Source organism: Agromyces lapidis (assembly GCF_009749405.1).
Classification (GTDB): domain Bacteria; phylum Actinomycetota; class Actinomycetes; order Actinomycetales; family Microbacteriaceae; genus Agromyces; species Agromyces lapidis.
The window spans coordinates 211,219-228,436 of record NZ_WBIQ01000008.1; the positions used below are offsets into that span (position 1 = coordinate 211,219).

The window sequence follows — 17,218 nt, forward strand, 5'->3', positions numbered from 1 at the left end:
AGAAGCTGGTGCCCCCGGCCGGGGGCCTCGGCGGCCTAGGCCTGCGGCGCCACGGGCGCCGAACCGGCCGCACCGCTGCGTCCGGCACCGCCGCGACGGCGGCGACGGCGCGGGGCCGGCTTGCCGTCGTGGTGCTCGTGACCCTTGCCGTCGTGGGTGCCGGTGCCCGGCTCCTTCACAGCGTGGGTCTCGCCCGAGGCGTCGACCGGCGTCGACGCCGACTCGCCGGTGGGCTCGCCGGCGCGCGTACGACGACGGTTGCGGGTGCGGGGGGCGCGCTCGCCGTCGCCCTCGCGGCGCTCGCCGTTGCCCTCGTTGCGTCCGCCGCGCTCGCTCCGGCCCGCGGTGCTCGAACGCGTCGCGCTCGCGGCGGGAGCCGCGGGCTTCAGACGGCCCTTGGTGCCCGCGGGGATGTCGAGGTCGCTGAACAGGTGCGGGCTCGAGGAGTAGGTCTCGGTCGGCTCGGGCTGGCCGAACTCGAGGGCGCGGTTGATGAGCGCCCACTTGTGCAGGTCGTCCCAGTCGACGAACGTGACGGCGATTCCGGTCTTGCCCGCACGACCCGTTCGACCCGCGCGGTGCAGGTAGGTCTTGTCGTCGTCGGGGATGGTGTGGTTGATCACATGCGTGACGTCGTCGACGTCGATGCCTCGCGCCGCGACATCCGTGGCGATGAGCACGTCTTTCTTGCCGGCCTTGAAGGCGGCCATCGCGCGCTCGCGCTGGTCCTGGTTGAGGTCGCCGTGCACGGCCGCGGCGTTGAAGCCGCGGTCGTTGAGCTCTTCGACGAGCTTTGCCGCCGCGCGCTTCGTGCGCGTGAAGATGACCGTCTTGCCGCGACCGTCGGCCTGGAGGATGCGCGCGATCACCTCGTCTTTGTCGAGCGAGTGCGCGCGGTACACGAGGTGCTTGATGTTCGCCTGCGTGAGGCCCTCGTCGGGGTCGTTCGCGCGGATGTGGATCGGCTTCGACATGAAGCGACGCGCGAGCGCGACGATCGGGCCGGGCATGGTCGCCGAGAAGAGCATGGTGTGACGCACGGCGGGCACCTTCGAGAAGATCTTCTCGATGTCGGAGAGGAAGCCGAGGTCGAGCATCTTGTCGGCCTCGTCGAGCACGATCTCCTGCACCTCGCCGAGGTTCAGGAGGCGCTGGCTCGCCAGGTCGAGGAGGCGCCCCGGGGTGCCGACGACGATCTGCGCGCCGGCCTTGATCTGCTCGATCTGGCCCTCGTACGCCTTGCCGCCGTAGATCGAGACGATCTTGGTCGGACGGTTCGAGGTCGCCAGCTCGAGGTCTTCGGAGACCTGCACCGCGAGTTCGCGGGTCGGCACGACGACGAGCGCCTTGACCCCGGGGGCCGGGTCGTCGCCGAGACGCTGGATCAGCGGGAGGCCGAACCCGAAGGTCTTGCCGGTGCCGGTCTTGGCCTGGCCGATGATGTCCTGGCCCGAGAGGGCGAGGGGGATGGTCTGCTCCTGGATGGGGAAGGCATCGATGATGCCCTTCCCGGTGAGGGCGTCGACGATGTCGGACGCGATGCCGAGGTCGGTGAAAGTGGTCACAAATCTGCCTGTCGGTCGTGCTTCGAGAATGAAGGTCGTGAGGTGCGCCTCGACTTCAACCCCGGGCGCACGGCCGCGGCTCCGATGTCCGCATGCCCTTACACCCTATCGGAGAGTGCCTGTGCGCCTCGGATAGGCTGTCTTCGTGGTGTTCTGGTCCAGCAGGCGCGGTGCGCGTCCCGAGCTTCCGCGGCTGCGACCCCGGGTCGCCCCGACGGAGGTCACCAAGGTCGACTTCACCGAGCTCGTGCCCGAGCCGGTGCCGTTCCTCGGGCAGGCCGCGTACATCCAGCTCGAGTTCTTCGAGAGCCTCTCGACGGCCGTCATCGGCGCGCCCTCGATGCGCTCGAAGGAGGGGCTGAGCGCCGCGGCGGGCGTCGCCCTCCGCCGGCACCACGAGCTCATCGCAGAACTGCGCCACCTCGACGTCGAACCCGAGGCGGTCATGGTGCCGTTCGCGCCGGCGACCGACCGGCTCGGCGAGTCGACGGCCGGCGCCGACTGGCACGAGCTGCTGCTCGGCGTGCACGTCACCTCGGGCATGCTCGACGACTACTTCTCGCGTCTCGCCGCCGGCCTGCCGACGGGGCTCAGCACGCGGGTCCGCGGAATCCTCGCGGGCGGCGGCATCGGCGAGGTGCTCGACGCCGAACTGCGTGCCGCGATCGCGGCGGAGCCCGGCCTCGCCGACCGCCTCGCGCTGTGGGGCCGCAGCATCGTCGGCGACACCCTGCTCATCGCCCGTTCGGCGCTGCGCGCCTCCGACTCGGCCGATCGCACCGCCGGCGACCGGGTCGAGCCGGTCTTCACCGAGCTGATCGCCGAGCACACGCGTCGCATGGACGCGCTCGGCCTCACCGCCTGAGACGGCGCACCGCCGGTCACCGGGCCGGCGGCTCGGTATCCGGGGCGATCACCCGGACGTACCGGGTCAGGCGCGGCTGACGCCCGGCCGCGAGAGGCGCTCGAAGAGCACGGCGTCCGCCTTCTGGCGGCCCGGACCGATGAGGTACCCGGCGGCCGCCGACGCGAGGCCGGACGCGACGAGCGCGACGACCCAGATCCAGCCGCCGTCCCACGCCCAGCCGAGCCAGGTCAGCGCAACCCACACGACGGCGGCGACGGCCGCACCGATCGACGGCACGAGTGCGACGCCCCGCATCTGGCGGTACGGGAAGACGAAGTGCGCGGCGAGGCCGAGGATGGCTCCGCCGAGCGTGACGAAGAGGAGTTCCATCGTCAGGCGACGAAACCGACGCGACGCGACTCCTCGGAGCCGATCTCGACGTAGGCGAGCGCTGCGGCGGGGACCACGAAGACGGTGCCCTTGTCGTCGGAGAGCTTCAGGAGCGGAGACTGCCCGGCGAGGGCCGCCGCGACGGCCTGCTCGACCTCTGCGGCCGACTGCGAGGTCTCGAACCCGAGTTCACGGGGGGAGTTCTGGATGCCGATGCGAACGTCCACGGTGCGCCTTTCTGCTCTTGCTCAAACCCTACACATCGTGCCGTGCCGAGCCGTTCGCGTTCACTGTCGGCGGAACGGGTTAACGTTGCCGACATGCAGGGCACCCGAACCGTTCCAGACCTCGTCCGAAACCTCTCGGGTGGCGGCCACGCGGCGGTCTTCGGCGCCCCCGGCAGCGGCAAGACGAGCCTTGCGATCGAGCTCGTCGCCGATCGCATCGAACGGCTCGGCCACTCGAGCGACGAGGTGCTCGTCGTCTCGGCGACCCGCACCGCGGCGACCGCGCTCCGCGACGCGCTCGCCGTGCGCCTCGGCCTCACGACGCGCGGCCCGCTCGCCCGCACCGCCAACTCCATCGCCTTCCAGCTCGTGCGCGCGTACACGGGCGCCTCGGTGACCCTGCTCACGGGCGCCGAGCACGACCACATCGTCGGCGAGCTCCTCGACGGCGGCATCCGCGACGGGTTCGGCCCCGAGTGGCCCGACCCGCTGACGCCCGAGGTGCGGGTGCTGCGCGGGTTCCGCACCGAGCTGCGCGACCTGCTCATGCGCGCCGTCGAGCACGGCGTCGACGCCGAGACGCTCGCCCGGCTCGGCCGGCGCTGCGAGCGCCCCGAGTGGGTGGCGGCCGCCGACTTCCTCGCCGAGTACGACGAGGTCAAGGCCCAGCTGCGTCCGAACCAGTTCGACTCGGCCGAGCTCGCGGCCTTCGCGGCGGCGGTCGTGCGCCGCAGCCCCGACGACGCCGACGCCGCGGCCGCGCTCGGCCTGCTCGCACGGCTCAGGCTCATCGTCGTCGACGATGCGCAGGAGGCCACCGAGGCGACCGCCGCGCTCCTCGGCGCCTTCGCCGCCCGCGGCGTGCAGGTGATCGCGATCGGCGACCCCGACGTCGCGAGCAACGGATTCCGCGGCGGGCGCCCCGAGCTGCTCGGGGCGCTCTCGAACGTGCTCGACGGCGCCCCGGTCGAGCGTCACGCGCTGCCCGTCGTGCACCGCGGCACCGCCGAGCTCCGCGCGGTCGTGCAGTCCGCGACGGCGCACATCGGTGCGGCGCTCGGCGGTGCCCACCGTGTCGCCACGGTGCCCGCGTCGTCGGCATCCGAGGCCGGACGAGGTGCTGCGGCCGGTTCCCCGGCGGAGACCGGGCAGAGCGGCCCTGCTGCGGCCGCGCGTCCGCCGCTCGCGCCGGTCGTCGGCGTCGAGGCGCCCTCGCACGCGGCCGAGTGCCGCGCCGTCGCGGCCGTGCTGCGAGAGCGCCACCTGCTCGACGGGGTGCCCTGGTCCGAGATGGCCGTCGTCCTGCGCTCCGGCGGCGACGTGCCGGCCTTCGAGCGCGGACTCGCGCTCGCCGAGGTGCCGACCGCCGGCAGCGCCGCGCGCACCGCCCTGCGCGACGCCCCGGCCGCGGCGGCGCTGCTCACGGCCGCCTCGCTCGTGCTCGATCGCGAACCGCTCACCGCCGAACTCGCGGTCGCACTGCTCACCGGGCCGATCGGGCGGCTCGACGGGGTCGGTCTCCGACGCCTGCGGCTCGCCCTCCGCCACGAAGAGCTCGCGAACGGCGGCGACCGCACGGGTGACGAGCTCCTCGTCGAAGCCCTCGGCGCACCGGGCGGCTTCGACTCGATCGACGCCGCACCTGCCCGGCGCGCCGCGCGCCTCGCGAAGCTGGTCGCCTCCGCCCGTGCCGAGGCGGCGCGCGGACGCACCGTCGAAGAGCTGCTCTGGGCGCTGTGGGAGGGCAGCGGGCTCGCCGCCGAGTGGGGTGCGCAGGCGGCCGGCACGGGCGTGCTCGCCGATGAGGCGAACCGCTCGCTCGACGCAGCAGTGGCCCTCTTCGCCGCCGCGCAGCGGTTCGTCGAGCGCGAGCCCGACGCGCCGGCCGTGCGCTTCGTCGACGAGGTGTTCGCGAGCGAACTCCCCGAAGACTCGCTCGCGCCGCAACGCAGCGCCGAGACGGTGCTGGTGACGACTCCGCCGGCGCTCATCGGGCGTTCGTTCGCGGTCGTCGTCGTGGCGGGGCTGCAAGACGGCGTCTGGCCGAACCTCCGACCCCGCGGCACCCTGCTGCACGCGGGTCTTCTCGCGCGCACCGCCGCGGCCGTGCGCGCGGGCGCTCCGCTGCCGACGGTCGAGTCGGTGCCCGAGGCCCGCGTCGCAGTGCGCAGCGACGAACTGCGCCTGTTCGCGCTCGCCGCCTCGCGCGCCGAACGCCAACTCGTGCTCAGCTGCACCGCCAACGACGACGAACAGCCCTCGATGCTCATGGGCTACGCGCCCGACCGACTGCGCGCGCCGCGCGGCCGCCCGCTGCACCTGCGGGGGCTCGTGGGGGCGCTCCGGCGCGAGACGGTCTCCTCGCCGGCCGGCGAGGCGCCGGCCGCGCTCGCGCTGCTCGCCGAGGCCGGCGTGCCGGGCGCCCACCCCGACGACTGGTACGGGCTCGCGACTGCCTCGACGACCGCCCCGCTCGTCGATCTCGCCGGCGATCCCGAGGCGGTCGTCGCCGTCTCCCCGTCGCAGATCGATCGCGTCGAGGAGTCGCCGCTCGGCTGGTTCATCGACCACGTGGCTTCGCCGCCGTCGGGCATCGCCGCTTCGATCGGCACGATCGTGCACGCCGTGGTCGAAGAGGCCGGTGCGCGAGACGACGGCGACACGAGCATCGAGGCGCTGTGGGCGGGCGTCGAGGAGCGCCTGCGCGAGGTCCGCTTCGAGGCGGGGTGGGTCGCCGAACGCGAGCGGCGCGGTGCCCGGCGCATGGCCGAGGGCGCGGCCGACTACCTCGCGGGCTTCGCCGACGACGGCAAGGTGCTGCTCGAGGCCGAGGGGCGCTTCACGCTCGAGGTCGGGCGGGTGCGCATCACGGGCACGATCGACCGGGTCGAGGCCTCCGCCGACGGCACGACGGTGATCGTCGACCTGAAGACCGGGCGCACCCCGCCGACCGCGGCGCAGACCGCCGCGCACCCGCAGCTCGCCGCATACCAGCTGGCCGCACGAGCCGGCGCGGTGCCGAACCGCGGCCACCTCGGCGGGGCGAAGCTCGTCTACCTCGCGAAGCCGGCCTCAGGCAAGGGCTACACCGAGCGGGCGCAGCAACCGTTCGACGACGAGGCCGAGGCGCTGTTCCGCGAGCGTCTCGAGGCGGTCGCGCAGACGATGGCCGGCGGCGCGTTCGACGGCCCCGCCGAGCTCGGCTTCGGGTCGCGCTTCGGTGCCTGGCAGTATCGCGTCCACCTCGTTCCGGCGGTGTCGGCATGAGCGGCGGGGCGCTGAGCGCGCTCGAGATCGCCACCCGCCTCGGACTGCATGCGCCGACGCCCGAGCAGCGCGCGGTCATCGAGGCCGATCCGCGCGGCCAGAGCATCGTCGTCGCCGGAGCCGGCAGCGGCAAGACCGAGACGATGGCGAACCGCGTGGTCTGGCTGCTCGCGAACGGGCACGTCGAGGTGCCCGAGGTGCTCGGGCTCACCTTCACCCGCAAGGCGGCGGGCGAACTGGCCGAGCGCGTGCGCGAGCGGGTGGCGCAGCTCGTCGACGAGGGCATCGCGGCCGTCGCGCTCGACCCGATCGAGTCGGCCGCGGTCGGCACGTACAACGCGTTCGCGAGCTCGATCTACCGCGAGCACGCGATGCTCATCGGGCGCGAGCCCGACGCCTCGGTGCTCGGCGAGGCGGCCGCCTGGCAGCTCGCGCGCACGGTGGTCGCAGCCTCCGCCGACCCGCGGCTGGTCGAGCTCGACGCTTCGCTCGAGAAGGTCACCGGTGCGGTGCTCGGCCTCAGCCGGGCCCTCGCCGAGAACGTCGCCGACAGCCGCGATGTGCGCGTCATGGTGCGCGACTTCCTGCAGATGGAGGGGCTTCCGATCGAGGCGCCGCGCAAGCGCACCGACTTCGCCTCCTTCGTCGACGCACTGGGCGTCGTCGGCGCGTTGCCGCCGCTGCTCGAACTCGCCGACGCGTACGCGACGGTCAAGCAGCAGCGCGGCTTCGTCGAATTCTCCGACCAGGTCTCGCTCGCGCTCGCGATCTGCGAACGGCACCCCGAGGTCGTCGCCGCGCACCGCGAGCGATACCGCACGGTCCTGCTCGACGAGTACCAGGACACGAGCGTCGTGCAGACGCGCCTGCTGTCGGTGCTCTTCGGCGGCCACGCGGTGATGGCGGTCGGCGACCCCGACCAGTCGATCTACGGCTGGCGCGGTGCCAGTGCCGCGAACCTCGCGCGCTTCGGGCGCGATTTCGCCGTGGGCGACGAGGCCGCGGTGTACGACCTGTCGACGAGCTGGCGCAATCCCCGCATCGTGCTCGACGCGGCCAACGCGCTCATCGCCCCGCTCGACGCCGGCATCCCGAAGGCGCCGCTCAGCGCGTCGCCGTTCGCCGGGCCGGGCCGCCTCGACGTGAGCTGGAGCGAGACCATCGACGACGAAGCGGCCGCGGTCGCCGACTGGTTCGCCAGGCGTCTCGGCCGCGGTGGCGAGGCGGCGAGCGGGGCGCTGCTCTGCCGAACCTTCGCCAACGTCGACGTCTTCACCGAGGCTCTGCGCGCGCGGGGGGTGCCGGTGCACGTGCTCGGCATGGCGGGGCTGCTCGACCAACCGGTGATCGCCGACCTCGTGTGCGTCCTCCGCGTGGTGCACGACCCCTCCGCCGGGTCCGAGCTCGTGCGGGTGCTCGGCGGTGCGCGCTGGCGCATCGGCCCGGCCGACCTCGACGCCCTGCGCTCGCTCGCGAAGTGGCTCGCCGACCGCGACCTCGCGAGCCGGCGCCTGGCCGACGAGGTGCGCCGGGGCCTTCGCACCTCGATCGCCGTCGACGAGTCGCCCTCGATCGTCGACGCGCTCGACTTCCTGCTCACCGCTCCCGACGAGCACTCCGCGCTGCGCGGCTTCAGCGAGACGGGGCTCGCACGTATGCGTCGAGCGGGTGCCCAGCTGCAGGCGCTCCGGCGGCGGGCCGGCCTCGGGCTCATCGACTTCGTGAGCCTCGTGCAGCAGGAGTTGCTGCTCGACCTCGAAGTGGCGGCGAACGCCGCGCAGCCCCTCGGCGCACCGAGCCTCGAGGCGTTCGACGAACTGCTCATCGGCTTCGTCGAGATGAGCGAGCAGCCGACGCTCGGCGCGTTCCTCACCTGGCTCACCGAAGCCGAGCAGCGCGACCGGCTCTCGCCCCGTCAAGACGAACCCGAGCCGGGTGCCGTGCAGGTGCTCTCGATCCACGGCTCGAAGGGGCTCGAGTGGGACCTCGTGGCGATTCCGCGCATGGTGGATGCCGAGGTGCCGTCGAAGCCGCGCTCGACGAAGGGATGGCTCGCGTTCGGCGAGCTGCCGAACGAGTTCAAGGGCGACGCCGACGAGCTCCCCGAGCTGCAGTGGCGCGGCGCGCAGAGCCAGGCCGAGTTCGACGCCGCCGTCTCGGCGTTCGCCGACGAGAACCGCGAGCGCCACGCCGAGGAGGAGCGACGGCTCGCCTACGTGGCGCTGACCCGGGCCCGCGCCGAGCTGCTGCTCAGCGGCTCGTGGTGGTCGACGCAGAAGGCGCCGCGGCAGCCGAGCCCGTTCCTCCGCGAGCTCGTGCAGGCGGGCGTCGTGTCGATCGATGTTCTGCCCGGGGCGCCCGAGCATGACGAGAACCCGCGCACCGGCACCGCCGAGCGGGTCAGCTGGCCGCTCGACCCGCTCGGTCACCGGCGCGCGGCGGTCGAGGCCGCGGCCGAGGCCGTGCGCGCCGCCGCCTTGCGGCCGAGCGGTGCGGGCATCGGCCCGAGGCTCTCCGACGAGCTCCGACTGCTGCTCGAGGAGCGCCGCCGCCGTCACGACCCGGCGGAGGCGCCCGAGATCCCGGTGCGGGTGCCCGCGTCGCGGTTCAAGGACTACGTCGACGATCCGCTCGCGGTCGCCGCCGCGCTCCGACGGCCGATGCCCCAGCGGCCGTTCCGTGCGACGCGCATCGGCACGCTCTTCCACGAGTGGGTCGAGCAGCGCTCGCTCGACCCGGTCGACGCGTTCGACGGGCTCGACGGCCTCGCCCCGGTCGGCGGCGCCGACGGGTTCGGCGTCTCTGACGGGTTCGGCGCGTCCGACGGCGTCGGCGCCACCGACGGGTTCGGCGGAATCGACGATCTCGACGGGCAGCCCGGTCTCGACGGGTCCGACGGCGACGAGACCGTCGCGGTCGACCCGGAGCGCGGCGAGGTCGAACCCGAGCGCCTACGGGCGCTGCAGGCGACCTTCGCCGCCTCCGAGTGGGGCGATCGCAGGCCCGCCGCCGTCGAACTCGAACTGCATCTGCCGATCGGGGGCAACGTGTTCGTCTGCAAGCTCGACGCCGTCTACGACATCGCCCCCGAGTCGGAGCTCGGTGCCCGAGGCATCCGGGTGCAGGTCGTCGACTGGAAGACGGGCAAGGCCCCGCGCGACGCGCGCGACCTCGAGCTCAAGCAGACGCAGCTCGCCCTCTACCGCCTCGCGTACGCGAGCTGGGCCGGCGTCGACCCTGCCGTCGTCGACGCCGTCTTCTACTTCGTCGAAGACGATCGGGTGATCAGGCCCGACCGGATCTACGACGAGGCGGAGTTGCGGCGGGCCTGGTCGTCGGTGACGTCCTCAGATGGTGCGCCCATCGAACCGTCGTCGCCGCGGGCGTGATCGCGGGTCGCCGCGCCCGGGCCGTCTTCGGGTGCGGCGTCGCCCCAGTCGCTGAGGTCGAGCGGGATCGGCGCCGTGGCATCCATGGGGGGCACGGCGGTCGACCGCTGCTCGTGCCGATCGAGCTCTGAGAAGTCGTAGCTGTCGGTGAGCATGGCGCCGCCGCGTTCGGCGGGCAGCCGATCGAGCGGGGTCTCGTCGAGCAGCCGCTCGACGTCGCCGACCGCGAGGATCGGCCCCGTCTCGGGCGACAGCGACTCGCTCGAATGATCGTGCACGCTCTCGACCAGCCCATCGAGGAGGCCCACGGCATCGTCGACGATGGCGTCATCGCGCTCGTCGACGCCGTGCAGCAACCACCGCGCGAGTTCGAGCTCGCCGTAGAGCAGGGCGCGCTGCGGCAGGTGCGCGTCGGCGCCGCCCTCGCGGGCCGCGATGTACGCGCCGAGTGCGCGCTCGGCCGCGGCTCCGCGCGATGTCAGCAGCCAGTGCAGGTCTCGAGCGGGGTCGCCTTCGGCGAGTCCCGACCAACCGAGCACTCCGGTCACGGTCTGGCCGTCGTTCAGGATCGAGTCGGCCGTGAGCGTGCCGTGCACGACGGTCGGGCGGAACCGCCAGAGCGTATCGTCGTCGGTGGCCTCCTCCCACCGGCGCAGGAGCGCGGCGGGCAGGCGGCCGGTGTCGGCGGCGCGGCCGATGAGGGCGACGACCGATTCGCGCGTCTCCGCGGCATCCTGCCGAGGGAGGCCGGCGTCGCCGACGAAACCGGTGGGCAGCGAGTGGATCGCCGCGATCGCGAGCCCGACCGACTCGGCGAGGCGCTCGTGCGCCGTCAGCTCGTCGGCGGTCGAGACGACGCCCGGGATGAACTCGGTGACCACGGCGCGCGTGCCGTCGATGGGCGCCTGGCCGATGAACGACGGCACCGCGAAGTCGAGGCGGCTGCGAACACCCGGCGTGAGGGCGCGGAGCGCCACGAGGTCGGCCGACTGCTCGGACTCGGCGGCTTGCGAACGCGGCACCCGGATGATGAGGTGGCGGTCGTCGGTGGTGCGGAACTCGACGGCGTCGAAGGCCCCGTGGCTGCGCCGCGTGTGCGCCCGCGCGGCGCTGACCTCGAGTCCGGGCACCGCCGCCGTGGCCAACGCGGCTAGAGTGAGAGGGGGTCTGGCCATGGCATTCAGCTTAAGCAGGCATCTCCCGGCGACGGGCGACCGCCACACCTTCCCGCCGACTCCGCATCCGGCAGCGAGAGGGGCGCAGTGAACGACGAAGGCCCGACTCCACCGTTCGCGCGCGCCGTGATCGATCGCGACGCCGAGCGGCGCGCGGATCCGGCGATCTTCGACGACTTCGACGCCGATCCCGCCTCGCGGGTGCTGCTCGTCCACGGCGACCGCGCGCTCTTCGCCGAGCAGGTCGAGGGTTCGGCGCCCGCACTCGAGCTGCTGCATCCGGCCGACGCGCCCGCGGGTTCGCTGCGTGCGTACCTCGGCCGTGGCGACGCCCCCGCGCGAGCCTACGAGCTGCGCGTCGTCGACGATGCGACGGCCGAGGCCGTCGAGCCCGAGGCGGCACGTTGGGTCGGGCTCCGCGCCGCGGCGACCCGGCTCGACGAACTCGGCGCCGGGCTCTTCGTCGAGGCGCTCGCGCTCGCGAACTGGCACGCGGCGCACGGTTTCTGCCCGCGCTGCGGGTCGACGACGACACCGGTGCAGGCGGGCTGGGCGAGGCGCTGCGATCGGGATGCCGCCATGCTGTTCCCGCGCACCGACCCGGCGGTGATCGTGCTCGTCACCGATGACGACGACCGACTGCTGCTCGGGTCGAACGCGCTGTGGGAGCAGCGGCGCTTCTCGCTGCTCGCCGGGTTCGTCGAACCGGGCGAGTCCCTCGAAGACGCCGTCGTGCGTGAGATCCACGAGGAAGCAGGGCTGGCCGTCGACCGGGTCGAGTACCGGGGCTCGCAGCCGTGGCCGTTCCCCGCGAGCCTCATGCTCGGATTCGAGGCGCGCGTCGCACCGGGCGTCGACCCGGCGACCGCGAAGCCCGACGGCGAGGAGATCCTCGAACTGCGCTGGTTCACCCGCGACGAGCTGGCCGAGGCTTGGGGCGGCGTGACCCTGCCGGGCGAGACCTCGATCGCGCGCTGGCTCATCGAGCGCTGGTACGGCGGGCCGGTCGTGGCACCCGATCGCTCGCCCGCGTGGTCGACCTCGTGACGGGCGCCGACGCGAGCGCGCTCGACCTCGTCGACCACGGTGCGACGGGCGATCCGCTGCTCGACGGGCTCGACGCCGAGCAGCGCGTCGTCGCAGAGGCCCTGCACGGGCCGGTCTGCGTGCTCGCCGGTGCCGGCACCGGAAAGACCCGGGCGATCACGCACCGCATCGCCTACGGCGTGGCCTCCGGCGCGTACGACCCGGCCCGGGTCATGGCCCTCACCTTCACCTCGCGCGCCGCCGCCGAGCTCCGGGCGCGGCTCGGGGCGCTCGGGGCCGGGGCCGTCCGGGCCCGCACGTTCCATGCCGCGGCGCTCGCGCAGCTCAACCACTTCTGGCCGATCGTCGTCGGCGGTCCGGCCCCGCGGGTGCTCGACTACAAGGGTCGCCTGCTCGGCCAGGCCGCCGAGCGGGTGAAGCTCAAGGTCGACGTGGCGACGCTGCGCGACGTGGCCGCCGAGATCGAATGGCGCAAGGTGAGCGTGCAGGGGCCCGAGTCGTACACCGCTCGGCTCGCGAGCCGCGGAGCGCCCGGGCGGCTCACGGCCGAGCAGTTCCTCGAGCTCGTCGAGTCGTACGAGCAGGTGAAGGACGAGCGGCGCATGCTCGACTTCGAGGACGTGCTGCTCGCCACCGCCGGAATGATCGAGTCCGAGGCATCCGTCGCGATGCAGGTGCGCGAGAGCTACCGCCATTTCATCGTCGACGAGTACCAGGATGTCTCGCCCGCCCAGCAGCAGCTGCTCGAGCTCTGGCTCGGCGACCGCAGCGAACTCTGCGTCGTCGGCGACGCGAGCCAGACCATCTACTCGTTCGCCGGCGCGAGTTCCAGCTACCTGCTCGGATTCGAGCGGCGCTACGCCGAGGCGACGGTCGTGCGCCTCGAACGCAACTACCGATCGACGGGGCAGATCGTCGACACGGCGAACCGGCTCATGCGCGGTCGCGAAGGCGCGCTGCGACTCGTCTCCGCCGCGCCCGGCGAGCGGGCGCCCGAGCCTGGCGTCACCGAGTACGCCTCCGACCTCGCCGAGGCCAGGGGCGTGGCGACCCGCATCAGGGATCGCATCGACGCGGGCGTCGCGCCCGAGGGCATCGCGGTGCTGATGCGCGTGAACTCGCAGTCCGCGATCCTCGAGCGCGCGCTCGACGAGGTCGGCGTCGGCTCGCGGGTGCGCGGCGCCGCACGCTTCTTCGACCAGCCAGAGGTGCGTGAAGCGGTGCAGCACCTCCGTGCGGCGGCGCTCACCGTCACGGGCGAGCCGCTCTTCAAGTCGGTGAGCGACGTGCTGCGCAGGCTCGACTGGAGTGCGCAGGCCCCCGAGGGGCCCGGCGCCGTGCGCACGCGCTGGGAGTCGCTCAACGCGATCGCCCGGCTCGTCGACGACGCCCCCGAGGGGACGACGTTCCGCCAGTTCGCCGACGACCTGCGGGCACGCGCTGAGGCGCAGCACGAGCCCGCGCTCGCCGTGGTGACCCTCGCGACCCTCCACTCGGCGAAGGGGCTCGAGTGGGACGAGGTCTACCTCGTCGGCCTCACCGAGGGGATGCTGCCGATCAGCTACGCGAAGGGCTTCGACGCGATCGACGAGGAGCGCCGCCTGCTCTACGTCGGACTCACGCGGGCACGGCGTCGGCTCGAGCTGAGCTGGGCGCGCCTGGGCGACGGGCAGCGCGGAGAGCGGGAGCCGTCGCGCTTCCTCCAGGAGCTCGACAACCGCACTCCGGGTGCGGCGGGTGGCCCGCAGCCGGCGGGTCGCCGGCGGCTCCGAGCCTGAGGCTCCGCCCCACGAGGGGCGTCTCGCCGAACCGCAGCCGGTCGTCGACGACGGCGGCCGCCGCTGCGGCGGCATCGACGAGGGTGCGGATGCCGCGTACCGGCGGCGGCGCCGGACGACCGGCGAGCTGCGCGGCGATGACCGGCCAGGCCGGGTCGCGGTCGCGGCGGGCGAGTTCGAGGCAGCGGAGGCACGGACCTCGCCCGGGCTCGACGAGCGGACCGATGCGCCAGCCCGACTCGTCGTCGACGACCGCGAGGTGCGGCACGTCGGCGCGCAGCCACGGCAGATGGCGGGCGGGTGGGATGACCCAGTGCGCCGAGATCACGACGAGGGCGGGCGCCGTCGTCGCGCCCGTCTCGACCCCATCGCCGCCGATCACCCGGTGCCCGAGCTCGGTGAGGCGCCGCTCGAGGAGGGTGCCGAACGCGCCGTCGGTGTCGAGCAGCACCGGTCGGGCGGGTTCAGCGGCCTCACGGGCCTCCACCTCGGCCTCGACCTCGAACGCCGGTCCGAGGCTCGTGAGCAGCCGTTCGATCGCGGCGGGCGTGCCGCCGAGTCCGCGGCCGATGATCTCGAGCGTCGCGCGACTCGCGCCGTGCCTGAGCGCGCTGAGGAGCCCGTTCTCGAGCGGGCCAGGATCGCGGATGACGACGCGCGGCACTTCGCCGCCGAGCTGGAGCTCGTCGGGCGAACGCCAGACGAGGGGGAGTGCCGGGTCGATGCGCGGTGACATGCCGAGAGCATCCCGCACCGGGCCGCGCCGCGTCGGAATCCCTCCACAGGGTTCGCCCACGCGCCTGCGCGCGCCGGGCCGCAGCGCAGCCGGGCCTCAGCTCGCGGGGGTCTCGCCGTCTTCGCCGGGGCCGGCCGGGGTCTCGCCGCGCAGCAGTTGCTCGAGCGCCTGGTCGAACTCGTCGTCGGCCTCGTTCTCGGCCGTGTCGGTTCCGGTCAGGCGTGCGACGAGCGCGCTCGGGTCGTCGAGGTCGGCCGAGGTCGGCAGCAGGTCGGGGTGGGCCCAGAGCGCGTCGCGCGCCTCGACGCCGACGGCCTCGGTCACCGCGCGCCACATCGTCGCCGCGTCGCGGAGACGGCGGGGGCGGAGCTCGAGCCCGACGAGCGTGGCGAACGCAGACTCGGCCGGTCCGCCGGAGGCCCGACGGCGTCGGATCGACTCGGCGATGGCGTCGGTGCGCGGCAGCCGGCCCGTGGCATCCGCCGTGACCTGGTCGACCCAGCCCTCGACGAGCGCGAGCATCGTCTCGAGCCGGCCGAGCGCGGCCTGCTGCGCCTCGCTCTTCGGGCGGATCAGCGTGCCGCCGACGACCGCCTGGCGGAGTTCGTCGGTGTTCGACGGGTCGAAGCCCTCGGCCAGTTCTTCGAGGCGCTCGGTGTCGATGTCGATGCCGCGCGCGAACGCGGTGATCGCGGTGATCAGGTGCAGTCGCAGCCAGCGCGCGTGCCGGAACAGGCGGGCGTGCGCGAGTTCGCGGACGGCGAGGTAGAGCTCGACCTGGTCGGCGGGGATGTCGAGGCCTTCGCCGAAGACCGCGGCGTTCTGGGGGAGGATCGCCGCGCGCGAGTCGTCGAGGAGGGGGATGCCGATGTCGCCGCCCGAGACGACCTCGGTCGACAGCTGGCCGACGACCTGCCCGAGCTGCATCGCGAAGAGGGCCCCGCCGATGCCGCGGAGCATCTTGCTCGCGTTCTCGATCATGCCGCGCATCTCTTCGGGCGCCTGCTCGAGCATCACCCGGGTGAGCGCGTCGGAGATCGAGAGCGCGACGGGCTCGGCGAGCTGGGTCCAGATCGGCATGGTCGCGGCGACCCACGCGCGCCGGGTGATCACCTCGGGCGTCTGCTGGGGAGCGGAGAAGTCGACGGCCTCGTCGAGCCAGAGCGACGCGACCTGGAAGGCCTGGTCGAAGCGGGCGCGGTCGGCGTCGGAGATCTGCGTCTGGCCGGTGGCCGCGCGCTCCTCGCCCTGACGCGTCGCGACGCTCCAGTCGATGCCGTCGCCGCTGCGGTTCATCGCCTGCTGCAGCTGGCCGAAGAGCGCGGCGACGCTCGCCGGGTCGTTCGGCAGACCCGCGGCGCCCGCGAGGCTCGTCGGGTCGATGCCACCGGCACCCGACAGCAGTTCGCGCAGCATGTCGCGGAACTCGTCCTCGGGGTTCCGGTCGCCGGGTTCGCCCTGTTGATCGGCCACGTGCGCCACCTCCAGCTCTCGTCTCCTCAACCGTAACGCGGGCATCCGGCGTCGCGTCTGGGAAATGGCCTAGGCTTGCAATCCGGGTGTCCGCCCTTCGCGAACAGCGCCGGGTCGGCCCTCTCCTCCACCTCGGCCCGTCGCCGCGTGCGACCGGCCCGTCGCCGTGCACGGCGCGAAAGGACTGCCCGATGGCCCTCTTCACCGACGACTCGTCGGCGCCCGCCGAGCGCGGTGGGCGTTCGCGGCGCGAGCGCATCGGTTGGGCCGCCGTCACCGTCGCCACGGTCATCGCGATCGTGTTCGGACTGCTGCCGTCGCCGTACGTGATCGAGCAGCCCGGCCCCGTCTACGACACCCTCGGCGTCGCCGAGAACGCCGACGGCGACGAGGTGCCGCTGATCGCGATCCCCGACGAGACGACGTACCCGACCGAGGGCGAGCTCAACCTGCTCACGGTCTCGGTCGTCGGCCGGCCCGGCAACACGCCGAACTGGCTCGAGGTGCTCTGGGCATGGGGCGACGGCACCCGCACCGTCATGCCGATCGAGGCCGTCTTCCCGCCCGGCGTCAGCAACGAGGACCGCGACGCGCAGAACGAGGCGGCGATGGTCGACTCGCAGCAGGACGCGATCGCCGCCGCGCTCGTCGAACTCGGCTACGAGTTTCCGCGGGAGGTGACGATCGTCGGCCTGCTCGAGGGATCGCCCGCCGAGGGCGTGCTCGAGGAGGGCGACGTCGTCGTCTCGCTCGACGGAACCCCGGTGAACTCCATCGGCGAGCTGCAGACGGCGGTGCGCGAGCACGGCACGGATGCCCCGGCGTCGATCGAGATCGATCGCGACGGCGAGCGCGAGACCGTCGAGGTCACCCCGGTCGACCGCGACGGCACCGCCGTGCTCGGCGTCGGCGTGCGCATGCACTACGAGTTCCCGGTCGACGTCGAACTGCAGCTCGACGACGTCGGCGGACCCAGCGCCGGCATGATGTTCGCGCTCGGCATCGTCGACGAGCTCACGCCCGGGGCGATGACCGGCGGCGAGATCGTGGCCGGCACCGGCACGATCGACTCGGCGGGCGCCGTGGGGCCGATCGGCGGCATCCGCCAGAAGCTCTGGGGCGCCGACGGCGCCGACGCGGACTGGTTCCTCGCGCCCGAATCGAACTGCGACGAGGTCGTCGGCAACGTGCCCGACGGCATGACCGTCTTCGCCGTGACGACGCTCGACCAGGCGCGCGCGATCGTCGAAGACCTCGGAGACGGCGAGCTGACGGGTTCCTACCCGTCGTGCGACGCGCCCTGACCAGCAGATTCCAAGCATCG

Annotated in this window: 11 protein-coding genes; 6 read left to right on the forward strand and 5 right to left on the reverse strand. The window is 73.5% G+C overall.

Annotated elements, in window-relative coordinates; genetic code table 11:
- Window positions 1-35 precede the first annotated feature (35 nt).
- Window positions 36-1,565: a DEAD/DEAH box helicase gene (locus GQQ93_RS13830; protein WP_157424819.1), complete on the reverse strand. Its 1,530-nt coding sequence runs from the start codon at window positions 1,563-1,565 to the stop codon at window positions 36-38.
- A gap of 145 nt (window positions 1,566-1,710) precedes the next feature.
- On the opposite strand from GQQ93_RS13830, the gene GQQ93_RS13835 reads away from it, so the two are divergent.
- On the forward strand, window positions 1,711-2,430 hold the full coding sequence (locus GQQ93_RS13835; protein WP_246192325.1) for a ferritin-like fold-containing protein: 720 nt from the start codon (window positions 1,711-1,713) through the stop codon (window positions 2,428-2,430).
- A gap of 66 nt (window positions 2,431-2,496) precedes the next feature.
- On the opposite strand, the gene GQQ93_RS13840 is transcribed toward GQQ93_RS13835, so the two are convergent.
- Entirely contained in the window at window positions 2,497-2,802 is a 306-nt protein-coding gene (locus tag GQQ93_RS13840) for a hypothetical protein (RefSeq protein WP_157424820.1), read from the reverse strand.
- 2 nt (window positions 2,803-2,804) lie between these two features.
- Window positions 2,805-3,029 (reverse strand): DUF3107 domain-containing protein, encoded by a 225-nt coding sequence (locus tag GQQ93_RS13845; RefSeq protein WP_157424821.1) that lies wholly within the window; start codon window positions 3,027-3,029, stop codon window positions 2,805-2,807.
- 93 nt (window positions 3,030-3,122) lie between these two features.
- Between GQQ93_RS13845 and GQQ93_RS13850 the strand changes: the two genes are divergently transcribed.
- Together GQQ93_RS13850 and GQQ93_RS13855 are read left to right on the forward strand one after the other, a co-directional pair.
- Window positions 3,123-6,296: a UrvD/REP family ATP-dependent DNA helicase gene (locus GQQ93_RS13850; protein ID WP_157424822.1), complete on the forward strand. Its 3,174-nt coding sequence runs from the start codon at window positions 3,123-3,125 to the stop codon at window positions 6,294-6,296.
- Window positions 6,293-9,685, forward strand: coding sequence for an ATP-dependent helicase (locus GQQ93_RS13855; protein ID WP_246192326.1), 3,393 nt, complete (start codon window positions 6,293-6,295; stop codon window positions 9,683-9,685). The genes GQQ93_RS13850 and GQQ93_RS13855 overlap by 4 nt, the downstream gene beginning before the upstream one ends.
- Here the strand turns inward: GQQ93_RS13855 and GQQ93_RS13860 are convergent.
- On the reverse strand, window positions 9,598-10,860 hold the full coding sequence (locus tag GQQ93_RS13860) for a phosphotransferase (protein WP_212277345.1): 1,263 nt from the start codon (window positions 10,858-10,860) through the stop codon (window positions 9,598-9,600). The two genes, GQQ93_RS13855 and GQQ93_RS13860, sit on opposite strands and share 88 nt — an antisense overlap.
- An 87-nt stretch (window positions 10,861-10,947) precedes the next feature.
- Here GQQ93_RS13860 and nudC point away from each other — a divergent pair, with 87 nt between their 5' ends.
- Both nudC and GQQ93_RS13870 read left to right on the forward strand, forming a co-directional pair.
- Window positions 10,948-11,907 carry an NAD(+) diphosphatase gene (gene nudC, locus GQQ93_RS13865; RefSeq protein ID WP_157424823.1) on the forward strand — a complete coding sequence of 320 codons (960 nt, stop codon included), beginning with the start codon at window positions 10,948-10,950 and terminating at the stop codon, window positions 11,905-11,907.
- Window positions 11,892-13,685 (forward strand): ATP-dependent helicase, encoded by a 1,794-nt coding sequence (locus tag GQQ93_RS13870; protein WP_246192327.1) that lies wholly within the window; start codon window positions 11,892-11,894, stop codon window positions 13,683-13,685. Before nudC ends, GQQ93_RS13870 begins: the two co-directional genes overlap by 16 nt.
- An 832-nt stretch (window positions 13,686-14,517) precedes the next feature.
- On the opposite strand, the gene GQQ93_RS13875 is transcribed toward GQQ93_RS13870, so the two are convergent.
- On the reverse strand, window positions 14,518-15,894 hold the full coding sequence (locus tag GQQ93_RS13875; RefSeq protein WP_376863223.1) for a zinc-dependent metalloprotease: 1,377 nt from the start codon (window positions 15,892-15,894) through the stop codon (window positions 14,518-14,520).
- Between the two features lie 191 nt (window positions 15,895-16,085).
- On the opposite strand from GQQ93_RS13875, the gene GQQ93_RS13880 reads away from it, so the two are divergent.
- Window positions 16,086-17,198: a YlbL family protein gene (locus tag GQQ93_RS13880; protein WP_157424824.1), complete on the forward strand. Its 1,113-nt coding sequence runs from the start codon at window positions 16,086-16,088 to the stop codon at window positions 17,196-17,198.
- The last annotated feature ends 20 nt before the right edge of the window (window positions 17,199-17,218 follow it).